We start from the raw sequence: 16,962 nt of genomic DNA on the forward strand, positions 1-16,962 counted from the left end.
GTACCAGTCGGCCATCGGGGCGGCGACCTCGGCGGGCAGGACGCCCGCGAGGGGCCGGGCCGCGGCCTCGACGACGGTGACCTCGCAGCCGGCGGCGCGGGCCGCGGTGGTGAACTCCGCGCCGATCCAGCCGGCGCCGACCACGACCACGTGGCCCCGCCGCTCCAGGACGGGGCGCAGCCGGGCGGCGTCGTCCAGGGTGCGCAGCAGGTGGACGCCGGGGACGCCCTCGACGCCGGGCAGCCGGACCGGTTCGGCGCCGGTCGCCAGGACCAGGACGTCGTAGGCGACGGGGCCGTCCGCCGTGTCCAGCCGGTGCGCACCGGCGTGCAGGGCGGTGACGTCCAGCCCGAGGCGCAGCGTGATGTCCAGCGCCTCGAAGTCGACGTCGAAGGCGGAGTGCTCGGCCTCGCCCAGCAGGACCGCCTTGGACAGCGGCGGCCGGTCGTAGGGCTGGTGGGGTTCGGCGCCGATCAGGGTGACGGGGCCGGTGAAGCCGCGTTCGCGCAGCGCGACGGCGGTCTGCACGCCGGCCATGCCCGCTCCGACGACCACGACGTGCCGGGTCCGCTGCCGCTGCGCCTGCTGTTGCGTCTGCTCGCTCACCCGTCCACCCTAATCACGTGACGGAACGTCAGGAAAGTGGTTCCTCCACGACGCTGGTCCCGCCGCCCTCCCGGGACTCCCACGCCCACGCCTCCTCCAGCCGTACCCGGCCGTCCGCGAGGTCGACGACGGTGGAGACGCAGTGGCCCGAGGACGTCGTGCCGTCCTCGGTGAGCTGCACATAGCGGAAGTCGAGCGTGTCCTTCGTCCGGGTGCCGACGAGATGGCCGCGGACCACGTCACCGCCCGCGTACTCGGCCCAGATCCGGCCGTCCCGCTCGTGGTACGTGAAGCGCGTACGGGTGCCGACCTGCCCGGGAGCCTGGTCGGCGACGGGCGAAAGGACGAGTCCGTCCAGTGAACGGGCCACGGTGGCTGCTCCCTTACTGGCCGCGGGCGGCTGGGTTTAGGGTGGCCACGGTAGAACACTCGCGGGAGCCCGGACGCACCGGGCTGAGAGGGAGGCTGGACGGCCTCCGACCGTACGAACCTGATCCGGGTCATGCCGGCGAAGGGAGGGGCTGGACGCGTATGCGTACCTGCGGCACCACCTCGGTCTCAGCACCGGGCTCCGACGTCCTCGTCATCGGGGGCGGCGTGATCGGCCTGGTCACCGCGTGGCGGGCGGCCCAGCGCGGTATGGACGTCACCGTGGCGGATCCGGATCCGGGCGGCGGGGCGGCCGGGGTCGCGGCGGGCATGCTGGCCGCCGTCACCGAACTCCACTACGGCGAGGAGACGCTTCTCGGCCTCAACCTCGCGTCCGCCCACCGCTATCCGGCGTTCGTGGCGGAGCTGGAGGAGGCGAGCGGCCGGGACACCGGGTTCCGCGCCTGCGGCACGCTCGCCGTCGCCCTGGACTCCGACGACCGGGCCCATCTGCGCGAACTGCACGCGCTCCAGGGGCGTTCCGGCCTGGAGTCGGCCTGGCTCAGCGGGCGCGAGTGCCGCCGCCTCGAACCGATGCTGGCCCCCGGTGTGCGCGGCGGGCTGCGGGTCGACGGCGACCACCAGGTCGACCCCCGCCGCCTCGCCGCCGCCCTGCTGACCGCCTGCGAGCGGGCCGGGGTGACGCTGCTCAGGACCGAGGCACGGCGGCTGAGCGTCGACGGCGGCCGGGCCGCCGGGGCGCTCCTCGGCGACGGCACGGAGTTCGCCGCCGACCGCGTGGTGCTCGCGGCGGGCAGCCTCAGCGGCCGGCTGGCGGGCCTGCCCCCCGAGGCCGTGCCGCCGGTCCGCCCGGTCAAGGGTCAGGTGCTGCGGCTGACCGTGCCGCCCGCCCGCGCCCCCTTCCTCAGCCGTACCGTGCGGGCCGTCGTCCGGGGCGGCCACGTCTACCTCGTGCCGCGCGAGAACGGCGAGCTGGTCGTGGGCGCGACCAGTGAGGAGCTGGGCTGGGACACCACCGTCACGGCCGGCGGCGTGTACGAGCTGCTGCGCGACGCCCACGAGCTGGTGCCCGGCATCACCGAACTCCCGCTCACCGAGACCAGGGCCGGGCTGCGCCCCGCCTCTCCGGACAACGCGCCGCTGCTCGGCCCGACCGCCCTGCCCGGCCTGCTCCTCGCCACCGGCCACCACCGCAACGGCGTCCTGCTGACGCCCGTCACCGGGGACGCGATGGCCCAGGTGCTGGCCACCGGCGAACTGCCCGAGGTGGCCCGCCCGTTCACCCCGGACCGGTTCGCGCCCGCCTCCGCCGCCCCCGTACCCCAGGAGCAACCCGTATGACCCAGCAATCCGGTTCCGCCGAGTCCTCCGGTTCCGCCGGTTCCGCCGGTTCCGCCGACTCCTCCGGCGCGGAGGCCCGCGCCGCCGCCGCCGAACCCGTTGCGGCCCCCGTCCTGGTCTCCGTCTCGGTGAACGGACAGCTGCGGTCCGTTCCCGCCGGATCGGCCCTCGACGCCCTCGTCGCCACCCTGACCCCGGCCCCCTCCGGGGTCGCCGCCGCCGTCAACGAGTGCGTCGTCCCGCGCGGGCGGTGGGCCGCCACCACGCTCGGCGAGGGCGACCGCGTCGAGATCCTGACCGCCGTCCAGGGAGGCTGAGCGTGTCCGACGACCTCTTCGCCCTCGGCCCGGCCGTCTTCGGCTCCCGGCTGATCATGGGCACCGGCGGCGCGCCCAGCCTCCAGGTGCTGGAGCGCTCGCTGATCGCCTCCGGCACCGAGCTGACCACGGTGGCGATGCGCAGACTCGACCCGACCGTGCAGGGCTCGGTCCTCTCGGTGCTGGAACGGCTCTCCATCCAGGTGCTGCCGAACACGGCCGGCTGCTTCACGGCGGGCGAGGCGGTGCTGACCGCCCGGCTGGCCCGGGAGGCGCTCGGCACCGACTGGGTCAAGCTGGAGGTGGTGGCCGACGAGCGGACGCTGCTGCCCGATCCGATCGAGCTGCTGGACGCGGCCGAGACACTGGTGGACGACGGATTCACCGTGCTGCCCTACACCAACGACGATCCGGTGCTGGCCCGGAAGCTGGAGGACGTGGGCTGCGCGGCGATCATGCCGCTCGGCTCCCCCATCGGCTCCGGGCTCGGCATCCGCAACCCGCACAACTTCGAGCTGATCGTCGAGCGGGCCCGGGTTCCGGTGATCCTGGACGCCGGGGCCGGCACGGCGTCGGACGCGGCGCTGGCGATGGAGCTGGGGTGCGCCGCTGTGATGCTCGCCTCAGCGGTGACCCGGGCGCGGGAGCCGGAGCTGATGGCCGCCGCCATGCGGCACGCGGTGGACGGCGGACGCCTCGCGTACCGGGCGGGCCGCATTCCGCGCCGCCACTTCGCCGAGCCGTCGTCGCCGGTGGACGGGCGGGCCGTGCTCGACCCGGAGCGCCCGGCGTTCTGAGCGCCCGCGCCCGCCCTCACCAGCCGTGGCGTCCCGGTCACGGATCGGCCGCGGTACGGCCCCGGGAGCGCCCGCGCCCGACCGGGACACCTGCCGCGGCTCGTAGACTCTCCGGGTGGACACGACCCTCCAGGACCCTCTCGTCGGGCAGCTGCTCGACGGCCGGTATCGCATTGAGGCGCGCATCGCCGTCGGCGGGATGGCCACGGTCTACCGGGCCGTGGACACCCGCCTGGACCGGGTGCTCGCCCTGAAGGTGATGCACCCGGCGCTCGCCACCGACGTCTCGTTCGTCGAGCGCTTCATCCGCGAGGCCAAGTCGGTGGCCCGGCTGGCGCATCCGAACGTCGTCGCGGTGTTCGACCAGGGGGCCGAGGGCGCGTACGTCTACCTCGCGATGGAGTACGTCGCGGGCTGCACCCTGCGCGATGTGCTGCGCGAACGGGGCGCCCTCAAGCCCCGGGCGGCGCTGGACATCCTGGAACCCGTCCTGGCGGCGCTCGGGGCCGCGCACCTGGCCGGCTTCGTGCACCGCGACATGAAGCCGGAGAACGTCCTGATCGGGGACGACGGCCGGGTCAAGGTCGCCGACTTCGGGCTGGTGCGGGCCGTCGGCACGGTGACCGACACCACCGGTTCCCTGCTGGGCACGGTGTCCTACCTCGCCCCGGAGCAGATCGAGCACGGCACGGCCGACACCCGCGCCGACGTGTACGCCTGCGGCGTCGTGCTGTACGAGATGCTGACCGGCGCCAAGCCGCACACCGGCGACACCGCCGCCCAGGTCATCTACCGGCACCTGAACACCGACGTTCCGGCCCCGTCCGCCGCCGTGCCCGGTCTGCCGGTCGCGCTGGACAGCCTGGTGGCGAGCGCGACCGCCCGCAATCCCGAGGTGCGCCCGCACGACGCGGTGCTGCTGCTGGCCGAGGCCCGCGAGGCCCGCGCCGGGCTGACCGACGCCGAGCTGGACGCCGTACCGCCGCAGGCGCTGTCGGAGACGCACGACGGCGCCGAGGACCGTACGAGCGTCATCCCCCGGGCCTTTCCGGCGGACGGCGACGGGACGCACCGCACCAGCCGCCTGGAAATGCCGCCCGCCGCCGCGCCGCCCCGGCGCGCCAACGGCCCGCGCGGGCTGTCCGCCGGCCCGCACCGCAGACTGATCACGTCGGTCGCCGCCGTGCTGCTGGCGCTCTGTGTCGGGACGGGCGTCTGGTACATCAACTCCGGGCAGTTCAGCCAGGTCCCCTCACTGCTCGGCCAGACCCAGAAGGCCGCCGAACAGCGGCTCTCGGACGCCGGGCTCGGGCTGAAAGGCGTGGACCGGGTCTTCAGCGACACGGTCGAGCGGGGTGCGGTGGTCGGCAGCGACCCGGCCTCGGGCAGCCGCATCCGGGGCAACGGCTCGGTGAGGCTCGTCGTCTCCCGCGGCCCGGAGATCGTACGGGTGCCCGATGTCGCGGGCTCCTCCCTCGCGGACGCCCGGCAGGCCCTGAAGAAGGCGGGCCTGGCGCCCGGAATGGCGACCGGGGAGTTCAGCCGGGACGTGCCCCGGGGCGAGGTGATCCGCACCGATCCGGCCGCCGGAGCAGGCCGGAACCCGGACACGGCCGTGGCCCTGGTCGTCAGCAAGGGCGGCCCGGTGGAGATCCCGGACGTCACCGGCCTCACGGTCCCGGACGCGACGGCCGAGCTGGCGGAGGCGGGGCTGAAGGCCGAGGTGCTGCCCGGCCGGGTCCACTCCCCCGAGGCGGCCGGGGACGTCGCCCGGCAGTCGCCGGGCCGGGGCGCCGAGGCCGCGGAGGGCGACACCGTCAAGCTGGCCGTCTCCCGGGGCCCCCGGATGCTGGACGTGCCCGACGTCACCGGCCGGGACGTCGAGGAGGCGAGGCGCACGCTGGAGGAGGCGGGCTTCACGGTGGAGGTCGACCGGCCGTTCCTCTCGTTCAGCGACACCGTCGGCGGCCAGTCCGTGGAGGGCGGCGAGCAGGCGGCCGAGGGCTCCACGATCACCATCCGGACCAAGGGGCTCTAGGCGTGTCCGGAGACGGGATCATCGATGCGGACGGAAGGTCCGCCCAGGTGCGCAATCCGGTGGGCGGCCACGTCCCGGTGGCCGGCGGCCTCGCCAAGGTCGGCCTCTCCTACGCCGGGGAGCTGGCGGCCGAGGCCGTGCAGGTCTTCGTCGCCAACCCGCGCGGCTGGGCGACGCCCGCGGGAAACCCGGCGCAGGACGAGCTGTTCCGCTCCCGGTGCGCCGCGAAGTCCATCCCGGCGTACGTCCACGCCCCGTACCTGATCAACTTCGGCTCGCACACCGAGGCGACGGTCGAGAAGTCCGTGGAGTCGCTGCGCCACTCGCTGCGCCGGGGCCGGGAGATCGGCGCGCTGGGCGTGGTGGTGCACACCGGCTCGGCGACCGGCGGACGTCCGCGCGCCGAGGCGCTGGCCCAGATGGGGAAGTTCCTGACGCCGCTGCTGGAGGAGCTGACCCACGACGACGATCCGGACCTGCTGCTGGAGTCGACGGCGGGCCAGGGCTCCTCGCTCTGCTCGCGGACCTGGGACTTCGGTCCGTACTTCGAGGCGCTGGACTCGCACCCCAAGCTGGGCGTCTGCCTGGACACCTGCCACATCCACGCGGCCGGGCACGACCTGGCGGGCCCGTCGGGCATGCGGCAGACGCTCGACCTGCTGGTCGACACGGTCGGGCCGGGCCGCCTCAAGCTGATCCACGCCAACGACTCCCAGGACGTCGTGGGGGCGCACAAGGACCGGCACGAGAACATCGGCGCCGGTCACATCGGCGCCGAGCCGTTCCGCGAGCTGTTCGCGCATCCGGCGACCGAGGGCGTCCCGCTGATCATCGAGACGCCCGGCGGCAGGGAGGGCCATGCGGCGGACGTGGCCCGGCTGAAGGAACTGCGCGGCCGGACGACCGGCTGAGCGGGCGGGCGGCACGCCTCCGCGGGACGCCTCGCACGCGCCCCGGTGTGCCGCTCAGAGCTCGGGGCCGTCGCCCGGCTCCTCCTGGTAGGAGTAGCGCTGCTCCTGCCAGGGGTCGCCGATGTTGTGGTAGCCCCGCTCCTCCCAGAAGCCCCGCCGGTCGGCGGTCATGTACTCGATGCCGCGCACCCACTTGGGCCCCTTCCACGCGTACAGGTGCGGGACGACCAGGCGCAGCGGGAAGCCGTGTTCGGCGGTGAGGAGTTCGCCGTCCTTGTGGGTGGCGAGCAGGGAGCGCTCCGAGGCGAAGTCGTCCAGGCGCATGTTCGAGGAGAAGCCGTACTCCGCCCACACCATCACATGGGTGGCCTCGGGCGCGGGCGGCGCCAGGTCGAGGACGGTGCGGGCGAGCACACCGCCCCATTCGGCGCCGACCATGCTGAACTTCGTCACGCAGTGCAGGTCGGCGACCACCGAGGAGAACGGCAGCTCCGCGAAGTCCTGGTGGTTCCAGCAGTGCTTGTCGCCGTCGGCGGTGGCCCCGAACACCCGGAACTCCCAGCGTTCGGCCCGGAACTTGGGAACGGGCCCATAGTGGGTAACCGGCCATCCGCGCTGCAGACGCTGTCCCGGCGGAAGCCCGGTCTGTTCTGTTTCGCGGTATTCCCGGCTTTCCGGCTGACCCATACCTCCATGGTGACAGACAGGCCGGGGTGGTCATGACCAGGCCAGAGCCCACCCGGGCAACTCGTACTAAGCGTGCACTTACTGGACGGCCGCTGGGCGCAGTGCGAGGATGCGGCCACTTGCCAGATCACCGGTTGGAAGGAGCCTCTGCGATGCAGGGCGACCCCGAGGTCCTTGAGTTCCTCAACGAGCAGCTGACCGCCGAACTGACGGCCATCAATCAGTACTTCCTGCACGCGAAGATGCAGGAACACCTCGGCTGGCCGAAACTCGCCGCGTACACCCGCTCGGAGTCGTTCGACGAGATGCGGCACGCGGAGCTGCTCACCGACCGCATCCTCTTCCTGGAGGGCCTGCCGAACTACCAGCGGCTCTTCCACGTGCGGGTGGGGCAGACCGTCAAGGAGATGTTCGAGGCGGACCGCCAGGTCGAGGTCGAGGCGATCGACCGGCTGCGGCGCGGCATCGAGGTCATGCGCGCCAAGGGCGACATCACCTCGGCCAACATCTTCGAAGGCATCCTGGCCGACGAGGAGCACCACATCGACTACCTCGACACGCAGCTCTCGCTGCTGGAGCAGCTGGGCGAGCCGCTGTACCTCGCGCAGCTGGTGGATCAGGTCGCGCCCAAGGAGAGCTGAGCGCTCCGGCTCAGGCGGCGTCCGCCAGGCCGGCGTCCGCGCCGAGCGGCAGGGCGTTCACGTCGGACGCCTCGCGGCGCGGGCAGGCGCCCCGTCCCAGCAGGGCCTGGATACGGCGCACGCAGCCGCCGCAGTCCGTCCCGGCCTTGCAGGCCGACGCGATCTGGCGCGGCGTGCAGGCCCCGGCGTCCGCATGCTGCCTCACCTGCTGTTCCGTGACGCCGAAGCAGGAGCAGACGTACATGCGGTTCACCTCCTGCGCGATCGGCCGCCGGCACCGTCCGGTTCGTTACGGTGAGGCTAACCTAACCTTACCCGTCGCGCGAGGCGCGCAAAAGTCCTGGAACGCCCTGTGGGGCACGGATCACATGAATCCGTGCCCCACAGTCGCGCTCTGCGCGGCTCCTACTGGTTGCGGTACATCTCCGCGACGAGGAAGGCCAGGTCGAGGGACTGGCTGCGGTTCAGACGCGGGTCGCAGGCCGTCTCGTAGCGCTGGTGCAGGTCGTCCACGAAGATCTCGTGGCCGCCGCCCACGCACTCGGTGACGTCGTCGCCGGTCAGCTCGACGTGGATGCCGCCCGGGTGCGTGCCGAGGCCCTTGTGGACCTCGAAGAAGCCCTTGACCTCGTCCAGGACGTCGTCGAAGCGGCGCGTCTTGTGGCCGGAGGCGGCCTCGAAGGTGTTGCCGTGCATCGGGTCGGTCACCCACGCCACGGTGGCGCCGGAGGCGGTGACCTTCTCGACGAGCGGGGGCAGCTTGTCGCGGACCTTGTCGGCGCCCATGCGGACGATGAAGGTCAGCCGGCCCGGCTCGCGGTCGGGGTCGAGGCGGTCGATGTAGCCGAGCGCCTCGTCGACGGTGGTCGTCGGGCCGAGCTTGATGCCGATCGGGTTGCGGATCCTGGAGGCGAACTCGATGTGCGCGCCGTCCATCTGGCGGGTGCGCTCACCGATCCAGACCATGTGGCCGGAGGTGTCGTACAGCTCGCCGGTGCGCGAGTCCGTACGGGTCAGCGCCGACTCGTAGTCCAGCAGCAGGGCCTCGTGCGAGGCGTAGAACTCCACCGCCTTGAACTCGGCCGGGTCGGTGCCGCACGCCTTCATGAAGTTCAGCGCGTTGTCGATCTCCCGGGCCAGGGCCTCGTAGCGCTGGCCGGACGGCGAGGACTTCACGAAGTCCTGGTTCCAGGCGTGCACCTGGCGCAGGTCGGCGTAACCGCCGGTGGTGAAGGCGCGGACCAGGTTCAGCGTGGAGGCGGACGCGTGGTACATCCGCTTCAGCCGCTCGGGGTCCGGTACGCGGGCCTCCTCGGTGAAGGCGAAGCCGTTCACCGAGTCGCCGCGGTACGTCGGCAGGGTCACGCCGTCGCGGGTCTCGGTCCCCTTGGAGCGGGGCTTGGAGTACTGCCCGGCGATCCGGCCGACCTTGACGACGGGCACGGAGGCCGCGTAGGTCAGGACGGCGCTCATCTGGAGGAGCGTCTTCAGCTTGGCCCGGATGTGGTCGGCGGACACGGCGTCGAAAGCCTCGGCGCAGTCGCCGCCCTGCAGCAGGAACGCCTCGCCCTTGGCGACGGCTCCCATACGGGCGCGCAGCTGGTCGCACTCGCCCGCGAAGACGAGCGGCGGATACGACGCGAGGTCCGCGAGTGCATCGCGCAGGGCCTCGGAGTCGGGGTACTCGGGCTGCTGCGCCGCGGGAAGGTCTCGCCAGGTGTTGCCACCGGCGACGGAGGTATTGGCGTTCACGGTCACGTGCACAACATTACGGGGTCGCCGAGGCCGTCCATCCGCCCGCTCAATAGTTGAGACGCGTGCTCGGATGCGGAAGGGGTGGGCTAGGCTCTGAGCATGTTCGCGCACGCCGCACCGGTCTCGATCCGGAACTGGTGGTGGACCGCTCATCCGGCGGCCCGCTGAATCATCGCGCTGAACACCTACGCGAAGGCCGCCCGAGGGGCGGCCTTTTCCGCGTCGCGGAGCCGTTCCTCCCGCTGATCCGGAAGGAACCACTCCCATGTCCCGTCCCACGCCCGGCCCGCTGACCGCGACCGCCGACGACCTCGTACGCCGGCTCCTGCGGGAGGACGCGCCGCCGTTCGCGCTGCTGCGCCGGCGCACGCCCGGCCGTGAGCACGATCACGTGGAAGTGCTCATCGGCCCGGTGCGTGAGGTGGAGCGGCTGGCCGACCTGCCGGTCGGCGAGCTTCCGGCGCTGGCCCTGGTGCCGTTCCGGCAGATCGCCGAGCGCGGCTTCGACGTACGCGACGACGGGACGCCGCTGAGCGTGCTGACGGCCGAGGAGCGGCACGAGGTCCCGCTCGGGGAGGTGCTGGCGGCGCTGCCCGCCCACGGCGTGCGGGTCGAGGACCGGGGCTTCGACGTGTCCGACGCCGACTACGCCGACGTCGTCCGGCGCGTGATCAGGGACGAGATCGGGCAGGGCGAGGGCGCGAACTTCGTGATCCGGCGGACGTTCCGGGGCGAGATCCCCGGCTACGGGCGGGCCGACGCGCTGGCGCTGTTCCGGCGGCTGCTGGCGGGCGAGCGGGGCGCGTACTGGACGTTCGTGGTGCACACGGGGGCCAGGACGCTGGTGGGCGCCAGCCCCGAGGTCCATGTGCGGATGTCCGGCGGCACGGTGGTGATGAACCCGATCAGCGGGACCTACCGCTACCCGGCGGAGGGGCCGACCGTCGAGGGCCTGCTGGACTTCCTCGGGGACCGCAAGGAGAGCGAGGAGCTGTCCATGGTGGTCGACGAGGAGCTGAAGATGATGGCGACGGTCGGCGACATGGGCGGGGTGGTGGTCGGGCCCCGGCTCCGGGAGATGGCGCACCTGGCGCACACCGAGTACGAACTGCGCGGCCGGTCCTCGCTGGACGTGCGCGAGGTGCTGCGCGAGACCATGTTCGCGGCGACGGTCACCGGCTCCCCGGTGCAGAACGCCTGCCGGGTCGTCGAACGGTACGAGAGCGGTGGCCGCGGCTACTACGCGGGCGCGCTGGCGCTGCTCGGGCGGGATGCCGGCGGCGCGCAGACGCTGGACTCGCCGATCCTGATCCGGACCGCCGACATCGCGGCCGACGGCCGCCTGGCCGTCGGCGTCGGGGCCACGCTCGTGCGCCACTCGGACCCGGAGAGCGAGGTCGCCGAGACGCACGCGAAGGCCGCCGGGGTGCTGGCGGCGCTGGGGGTCCGGCCGGGCCGGCCGGAGCCGGCGGCGGACCGGGAGCGGCCGGGCCGGGACCCCCGGGTGCAGGCGGCGCTGGACGAACGGCGCGGCGCCCTCGCCCCCTTCTGGCTCCGGATGCGGGAGCACACCCGGGAACTCGCCGGACACGCTCTGGTGATCGACGCGGAGGACACGTTCACGGCGATGCTGGCCCATCTGCTGCGGGCCTCGGGGCTCGACGTCTCGGTGCGCCGGTACGACGAGCCGGGGCTCGCCGGGGCCGTGCGGGCGCACCGCGGACCCGTCGTGCTCGGGCCCGGCCCGGGGAATCCGGGCGACCTGGCGGACCCGAGGATGCGGCTGCTGCGCGCGATGGCGGCCCAACTGGTCGGGGAGCACCGGTACGGGCTGCTGGGCGTCTGCCTCGGGCACGAGCTGATCGCGGCGGAGCTGGGCCTGGACATCGTGCGCAAGGCCGTGCCGTACCAGGGGGCGCAGACCCGGATCGAGCTGTTCGGCCGGTCGGAGACGGTGGGCTTCTACAACAGCTTCACCGCCCGCTGCGACGGCCCGGCCGCCGCGGAGCTGGCCGCGCACGGCATCGAGGTGAGCCGGGACGAGGGGAGCGGCGAGCTGCACGCGCTGCGCGGGCGCGGATTCGCCTCGGTGCAGTTCCACCCGGAGTCGGTGCTGACGATGCGCGGCTCGGCGATCGTGGCGGAGCTGCTGGCGGGGCTGCCGGTGCCCGGCTGAGCGCGGACCGCCCCGCCCGTGCCCGGCGTGCGCGCGGGGCTCGGGCCGCCGCCCCGGGTTCCGCGCGGCCGGGACCGGGGGGGCGGATCACACGTCGTCGAGGCCGCGCTCGATGGCGTACCGCACCAGCTCCACCCGGTTGTGGAGCTGGAGCTTGCCGAGGGTGTTCTGCACGTGGTTCTGCACGGTGCGGTGCGAGATGACCAGGCGCTCGGCGATCTGCTTGTACGAGAGGCCCTTGGCGACCAGCCGCAGCACCTCGGTCTCCCGGTCGGTCAGGCGCGGGGCGTCCGGCTCGTTCGGCGCGGCCGGGGCCGGGTCGGAGGCCAGCCTGCGGTACTCGCCGAGGACGAGTCCGGCCAGGCCCGGGGTGAAGACCGGGTCGCCGGCGGCGGTGGAGCGCACGGCGTCGGTCAGCTCCTGGGTGCTGGCGGACTTCAGGAGGTATCCGGTGGCCCCGGACTTCACGGCCTCCAGGACGTCGGCGTGCTCGCCGCTGGCGGAGAGGACCAGGACGCGCAGCCCGGGGCGGGAGCCGACGAGCTCCTTGCAGACCTGGACACCGGGCATGCCGGGCAGGTTCAGGTCCAGGACCAGGACGTCGGGGTCGACGGCCGTGGCCCGCCGGACCGCCTGCGGGCCGTCCCCGGCGGTCGCGACGACGTCGAAGCCGGACTCGGCGAGGTCGCGGGCCACCGCGTCGCGCCACATCGGGTGGTCGTCGACCACCATCACCCTGACGGGCCGCTCCGCTCCCCGCGCGTCCTGCTGCTCGTTCTGCGTGCTCATCGGGCCGAACCTGCCTTCCCCCGGGAAACCCTCGGTGCTCTGGGAACCTTCAACTCGACCTCGGTGCCCTGTCCGGGCACCGAGATCAGCTCTGCCGTGCCGCCCAGGTCGCGCAGCCGGCCGCGGATGGAGAGCGCGACCCCCAGCCGCCCCTGCCCCTCCGCCTCGGCGAGACGCCCCTCGGGAATGCCGGGGCCGTCGTCCCGGACGGTGACGATCACCTCGTCCGGCTCGCCCTCGACGAGGATCCACGCCTGCGCCCCGGCCCCCGCGTGCACCCGCACGTTGTCCAGGGCGGCTCCGACGGCGGCGGCCAGCTCCCGCGCCGCGGCTTCGGGCAGGAGCACCGGGGCGCCCGGCTCCGCGAGGCTCGTGCGGGAACCGGCGTACGGGGCGAGCAGGGCGCGCAGATCGCGGCCGGCCCCGTCGTCGGCGCTGTCCTCCGCCACCTCGACCGCGCGCACCACCGCGCCGTCGGCGGCGTCCTCGGAGACGCGGGTGGGCGGCGCCAGGCCGCTGGAGACCAGGGTGCGCAGCGCCACCTCCTGCTCCCCGGCCATCCGGCCCAGCTCCGCCGCCTCGCCGCCGATCGCCGTGCCCCGGCGCTGCACCATGGCGAGGACCTGGAGCACGCTGTCGTGGATGTCGCGGGCGAGGCGTTCGCGTTCGCGGGTGGCGGCCTCGATCTCCAGGGCGCGGGCGAGGGTGCGTTCACTGGCGCGGGCGACCTCGACGACGTACCCGATGGCGATCGAGGCGACCCAGACCAGCAGGACGTTGTGGAAGGTGTCCCAGCTGGGTTCGCCGCGCTCGACGATGTTGGCGACGGCGACGAAGGTGGAGGCGAACGCCGCCCACCGCCAGCCGCCCTTGAGGGCGAAGGCGAGGACCGATCCGGCCGTCCAGATCGACGGCAGCGTCGGCCCGTCGACGGTCTGCGCCTGGAAGTCGGCGAGCGGGGTGAGGAGGATCCCGGCGAGCGCGACGACCAGGTCCGCGCCGAGGAAGCGCCTGGTGCAGCTCGCCGCCGAGGCGACCTTGGGCAGGGTGGCCAGCGTCCACACGGCCAGCAATGCCAGGAACGCCACGGCGACCCACGGGCGTTCGAGGGTCTCCCGGCCGAACGCCGCCAACAGCACGGCGTAGACCATCGTCAGCACCCGGTACGCGCTCAGCGCGCGCCACAGCGGCTGCTCGACCGACATCCGTACGACCCGCTCGCGCCTGGCCATCTCCCACCCCCCGGACGGAGAACGACGCGGCTACGCGCCGGACCGTTCCGTCGTGTCCCCGTCGCCCGCGGGCGGCTGCTTCTGCGCGCGCTTGGCCTCTTCCGCCCTGGCCTTCGCCTCGTCGGCGATCTGGCGCTTGGCGGCGGTGGCGTAGACGTCCACGTACTCCTGGCCGGAGAGCTTCATGATCTCGTACATGACCTCGTCGGTCACCGAGCGCAGGATGAAGCGGTCGCCGTCCATGCCCTGGTAGCGGCTGAAGTCCAGCGGCCTGCCGATCCTGATGCCCGGCCGCATGAGCTTGGGCACCACCTGGCCGGGCGGCTGGATCTTCTCGGTGTCGATCATCGCGACCGGGATGACGGGCGCGCCGGTGGCCAGCGCCACCCTGGCCAGGCCGCCGGGCTTGCCCCGGTAGAGGCGGCCGTCGGGCGAACGGGTGCCCTCGGGGTAGATGCCGAAGAGGCCGCCGCTCTCGACGACCTGGATGCCGGCCCTGATCGCCGCCTCGCCCGCGCCGCGGGCCCCGGAGCGGTCCACGGGCAGCTGTCCGACGCCCTTGAAGAAGGCGGCGGTGAGCCTCCCCTTCACCCCGGGCGCGGTGAAGTACTCGGACTTGGCGATGAACGTGACCTTGCGGTCCAGCACGGCCGGGAGGAAGAAGGAGTCGGAGAACGACAGGTGGTTGCTCGCGAGGATCGCCGGCCCGCTCTCGGGGATGTTCTCCAGACCCTCCACCCAGGGCCGGAAGGCGAGCTTCAAGGAGCCGCCGATGGAGAACTTCATTGCGCCGTAGATCAACTCTGGTGCCTCCTGTGTGCTGTCGGACAGACCTTATCCGGTGAGGTCGCGGCCACCCTCGCCCGGCTTGGGCGGAGGCCGGGCCGGGCGGGCGTCGCGGCGGGCGGTACGGGCGGGCAGCGGGGCGTGAACGGCCCTGGTCGGTGTCGGTCCTCTCGCGTACGGTGAAGTCATCCGTCCCGCACTCCCCCGGTGCACGCCCGCCCCGCCTCATGAAGGAGACCCTGGTGCCGGTCCTCCCTGGAGCCGAGCCGTTCCGCCACGAGGGCGGAGAGGTCGGCGTCCTGCTCTGTCACGGCTTCACCGGATCCCCGCAGTCCATGCGCCCCTGGGCCGACCACCTCGCCGCCCGCGGGCTCACCGTCTCGCTGCCGCTGCTGCCCGGCCACGGCACCCGCTGGCAGGACATGGCGGTCACCGGCTGGCAGGACTGGTACGCGGAGGTGGACCGGGAGCTGCGGCTGCTGAGCGAGCGGTGCGAGCGGGTCTTCGTCTTCGGGCTGTCCATGGGCGGGGCGCTCGCCCTGCGGCTCGCGGCCAAGCACGGCGACGCGATCAGCGGCCTGGTGCTGGTCAACCCGGCGAACAAGGTGCACGGACTGTCCGCGTACGCGCTCCCGGTCGCCCGCCATCTGGTGCGGACGACCAAGGGCCTGGCCGACGACATCGCGCTGCCCGGCTCGCACGAGGTCGGCTACGACCGGGTGCCGCTGCACGCGGCGCACTCGCTGCGCACGTTCCTGCGGCTGGTCGACGGGGAGCTGCCGCAGGTGACGCAGCCGGTCGTGGTGCTGCACAGCCCGCGGGACCATGTCGTGCCGCCCGCCGACAGCGCCCGCGTCCTGAGCCGGATCTCCTCCACGGACGTCGAGGAGATCCTGCTGGAACAGAGCTACCACGTGGCGACGTTGGACCATGATGCGGAGCGGATCTTCGATGAGAGCTACCGGTTCATCGGCCGCCTCGCACCGAGCGTCGGGAAGAAGGGGAGAACGTCCGGTGGCTGAGCAGGACGCGGAACGCACAGGGAGCGACGAGGAGCGCGACCCGCGCCCCACGGAGAGCGCGGCCGTCCCGGAGGGCCCGAAGGCAGCCGTCCCCGACCAGGCGCCCGGGGAGCGGGCGGTGGACGAGGACGCGGCCTGGGCCGCGATCGTCGCGGGATACGGCGAGGAGCCCCCGGACCCGCCGGGAGCCAAGCCCTTCAAGTCCGTCGAGGATCTGGCGCTGCTGGAGGACGGGCAGCGCAACGTGGTGGGGCCGCAGAGCGGCCGGCCGGGCGACGGGGCGGACAAGGGCGGCGGGAAGAATCCCCCGAAGCCGCCGGAGAAGAAGCCGCTCGGCAGCTCCGTCGTCTTCGCGCCCGGCGTCGCCGGCCCCCGCGACTACGAGACGGCGGAGCCCGACGCCGACGCGGGCACCGGCGAGGCCGACGACGACGAGGGCCACTTCGTGCCCCCGGAGCCGCCACCGCTGCCGGAGGCGGACGTCACGGCGAAGTTCGCCTGGCTCGCCGTGATCGGCGGACCGGTCCTGATGCTGATCGCGGTGCTGCTCCAGTGGGAGATGACGTGGTGGCTGACCACGCTGTGCGTCGGCGGCTTCGTCGGCGGCTTCGGCACCCTGGTGGCCCGTATGCCGCACGATGACGACGACGATCCGCACGGCGACCCGGGACGCGGCGCGGTGGTCTGACGGGTCCGGCGCCGCGTTCTCGTCGTCCTAGGACTTCCTCCGAGGGGCGGCCGGGACCCGGAGGGCGGCCAGGACCGGCAGATGGTCGGTGGCCGCCCTCAGGTCGGCGTCGCTCACGCCGGGCAGACCGGCGGGCACGCCGCAGCCGAGCACCTCGACGCCGGGCGTCGCGAACACCGCGTCGATGCGCCGCCGGGGTTCCTGGGGCGTGAAGGTGGCGTCGCCGCCCCACGGCCGGACCGCCCGGCCGTCCTGGAGCCGTCCGGCCAGACGCGCGAACGCCGCTCCCGTCGGTACGTCGTTGAGGTCGCCGCCCGCCACCGCGTGCTCCACGTCCATCGCGGCCAGCCGCTCCAGCAGCAGGTCCGCCTGGGCCAGGCGCTCGTCGCGCTGGAGGCTGAGATGGCAGCTCAGCACGCCGAGTCTGGCTCCGCCGATCCGGACCACGGCGGTGGCGAAGCCGCGGCGGTGCAGGCCCGGGGTGAGCGGCAGCAGGACGTCCTCGGTGCGCTCGACGGTGACCCGCAGCGAGCAGAGCAGCAGCGGTCCGGCGGCGGTGGCCCCGCCGGTGAGCACCACGAGTTCGCTGCGCTTGGCGAGCCGGGCGGCGGCCTTGCGCCACCGGAGGAAGCGCGGTGCCTCCTGGACGAGCACGAGGTCGGGAGCGCAGGCCCGGATGACGCGGGCGAGGGCCGCGGTGTCGTCGCGCATCGAGCGGACGTTGTAGCTCAGCACGCGGATGACGGCGGAACCGTCCGGCTCGGTGCGGGAGTCGGGGAGCGGCGT

At 73.5% G+C, this 16,962-nt stretch carries 18 protein-coding genes and 1 riboswitch; of the genes, 9 read left to right on the forward strand and 9 right to left on the reverse strand.

Annotated features, from left to right (window positions below):
* Positions 1–606, reverse strand: a 606-nt coding sequence (locus EES43_RS31165; protein WP_241192332.1) for an NAD(P)/FAD-dependent oxidoreductase, incomplete at its 3' end; no start/stop codon positions are given.
* Between the two features lie 28 nt (positions 607–634).
* The gene (locus EES43_RS06530) at positions 635–976 is read right to left on the reverse strand and encodes a hypothetical protein (RefSeq protein ID WP_124267827.1); all 342 of its coding nucleotides are present in this window, start codon (positions 974–976) and stop codon (positions 635–637) included.
* A 51-nt stretch (positions 977–1,027) separates the two neighbouring features.
* Positions 1,028–1,140, forward strand: a riboswitch (TPP riboswitch).
* Between EES43_RS06530 and thiO the strand changes: the two genes are divergently transcribed.
* From thiO to EES43_RS06555, 5 genes are all read left to right on the forward strand, one after another.
* On the forward strand, positions 1,138–2,337 hold the full coding sequence (gene thiO, locus EES43_RS06535; protein WP_124267828.1) for a glycine oxidase ThiO: 1,200 nt from the start codon (positions 1,138–1,140) through the stop codon (positions 2,335–2,337). (Overlaps the previous riboswitch by 3 nt.)
* Complete coding sequence (gene thiS, locus EES43_RS06540) at positions 2,334–2,654, forward strand: sulfur carrier protein ThiS (protein WP_124267829.1); 321 nt, start codon at positions 2,334–2,336, stop codon at positions 2,652–2,654. Before thiO ends, thiS begins: the two co-directional genes overlap by 4 nt.
* Before the next feature lie 2 nt (positions 2,655–2,656).
* Positions 2,657–3,451, forward strand: coding sequence for a thiazole synthase (locus EES43_RS06545; protein WP_124267830.1), 795 nt, complete (start codon positions 2,657–2,659; stop codon positions 3,449–3,451).
* 115 nt (positions 3,452–3,566) lie between these two features.
* Complete coding sequence (pknB, locus tag EES43_RS06550; RefSeq protein WP_124267831.1) at positions 3,567–5,489, forward strand: Stk1 family PASTA domain-containing Ser/Thr kinase; 1,923 nt, start codon at positions 3,567–3,569, stop codon at positions 5,487–5,489.
* A 2-nt stretch (positions 5,490–5,491) separates the two neighbouring features.
* Complete coding sequence (locus EES43_RS06555) at positions 5,492–6,400, forward strand: deoxyribonuclease IV (RefSeq protein WP_241192333.1); 909 nt, start codon at positions 5,492–5,494, stop codon at positions 6,398–6,400.
* A gap of 54 nt (positions 6,401–6,454) precedes the next feature.
* On the opposite strand, the gene EES43_RS06560 is transcribed toward EES43_RS06555, so the two are convergent.
* Positions 6,455–7,087, reverse strand: a complete 633-nt coding sequence (locus EES43_RS06560; protein ID WP_124267832.1) for a sulfite oxidase-like oxidoreductase — start codon at positions 7,085–7,087, stop codon at positions 6,455–6,457.
* 152 nt (positions 7,088–7,239) lie between these two features.
* Between EES43_RS06560 and bfr the strand changes: the two genes are divergently transcribed.
* Positions 7,240–7,728, forward strand: a complete 489-nt coding sequence (gene bfr / locus EES43_RS06565; RefSeq protein ID WP_124267833.1) for a bacterioferritin — start codon at positions 7,240–7,242, stop codon at positions 7,726–7,728.
* A 10-nt stretch (positions 7,729–7,738) separates the two neighbouring features.
* On the opposite strand, the gene EES43_RS06570 is transcribed toward bfr, so the two are convergent.
* Positions 7,739–7,972: a (2Fe-2S)-binding protein gene (locus tag EES43_RS06570; RefSeq protein ID WP_124267834.1), complete on the reverse strand. Its 234-nt coding sequence runs from the start codon at positions 7,970–7,972 to the stop codon at positions 7,739–7,741.
* A gap of 161 nt (positions 7,973–8,133) precedes the next feature.
* Complete coding sequence (locus tag EES43_RS06575) at positions 8,134–9,480, reverse strand: class II 3-deoxy-7-phosphoheptulonate synthase (protein ID WP_164493329.1); 1,347 nt, start codon at positions 9,478–9,480, stop codon at positions 8,134–8,136.
* Positions 9,481–9,748: 268 nt separating this feature from the next.
* On the opposite strand from EES43_RS06575, the gene EES43_RS06585 reads away from it, so the two are divergent.
* On the forward strand, positions 9,749–11,659 hold the full coding sequence (locus tag EES43_RS06585) for an anthranilate synthase family protein (RefSeq protein WP_124267836.1): 1,911 nt from the start codon (positions 9,749–9,751) through the stop codon (positions 11,657–11,659).
* A gap of 87 nt (positions 11,660–11,746) precedes the next feature.
* On the opposite strand, the gene EES43_RS06590 is transcribed toward EES43_RS06585, so the two are convergent.
* From EES43_RS06590 to EES43_RS06600, 3 genes are read right to left on the reverse strand one after another with little or no spacing between them, the layout of a single operon-like run.
* Positions 11,747–12,448, reverse strand: a complete 702-nt coding sequence (locus EES43_RS06590) for a response regulator (RefSeq protein ID WP_124267837.1) — start codon at positions 12,446–12,448, stop codon at positions 11,747–11,749.
* Positions 12,445–13,680: a MacS family sensor histidine kinase gene (locus tag EES43_RS06595; protein ID WP_124267838.1), complete on the reverse strand. Its 1,236-nt coding sequence runs from the start codon at positions 13,678–13,680 to the stop codon at positions 12,445–12,447. The genes EES43_RS06590 and EES43_RS06595 overlap by 4 nt, the downstream gene beginning before the upstream one ends.
* A gap of 30 nt (positions 13,681–13,710) precedes the next feature.
* Positions 13,711–14,466, reverse strand: a complete 756-nt coding sequence (locus tag EES43_RS06600) for a lysophospholipid acyltransferase family protein (RefSeq protein WP_206430167.1) — start codon at positions 14,464–14,466, stop codon at positions 13,711–13,713.
* Positions 14,467–14,708: 242 nt separating this feature from the next.
* Between EES43_RS06600 and EES43_RS06605 the strand changes: the two genes are divergently transcribed.
* Together EES43_RS06605 and EES43_RS06610 are read left to right on the forward strand one after the other, a co-directional pair.
* Entirely contained in the window at positions 14,709–15,488 is a 780-nt protein-coding gene (locus tag EES43_RS06605) for an alpha/beta hydrolase (RefSeq protein ID WP_124267840.1), read from the forward strand.
* A complete protein-coding gene (locus EES43_RS06610) occupies positions 15,481–16,176 on the forward strand; it encodes a hypothetical protein (RefSeq protein ID WP_124267841.1) in 696 nt (231 codons plus the stop codon). Before EES43_RS06605 ends, EES43_RS06610 begins: the two co-directional genes overlap by 8 nt.
* A gap of 27 nt (positions 16,177–16,203) precedes the next feature.
* Here the strand turns inward: EES43_RS06610 and EES43_RS06615 are convergent.
* Positions 16,204–16,962, reverse strand: a 759-nt coding sequence (locus tag EES43_RS06615) for an endonuclease/exonuclease/phosphatase family protein (RefSeq protein WP_241192334.1), incomplete at its 5' end; no start/stop codon positions are given.

It is taken from the genome of Streptomyces sp. ADI96-02, assembly GCF_003846185.1.
Lineage (GTDB): Bacteria > Actinomycetota > Actinomycetes > Streptomycetales > Streptomycetaceae > Streptomyces.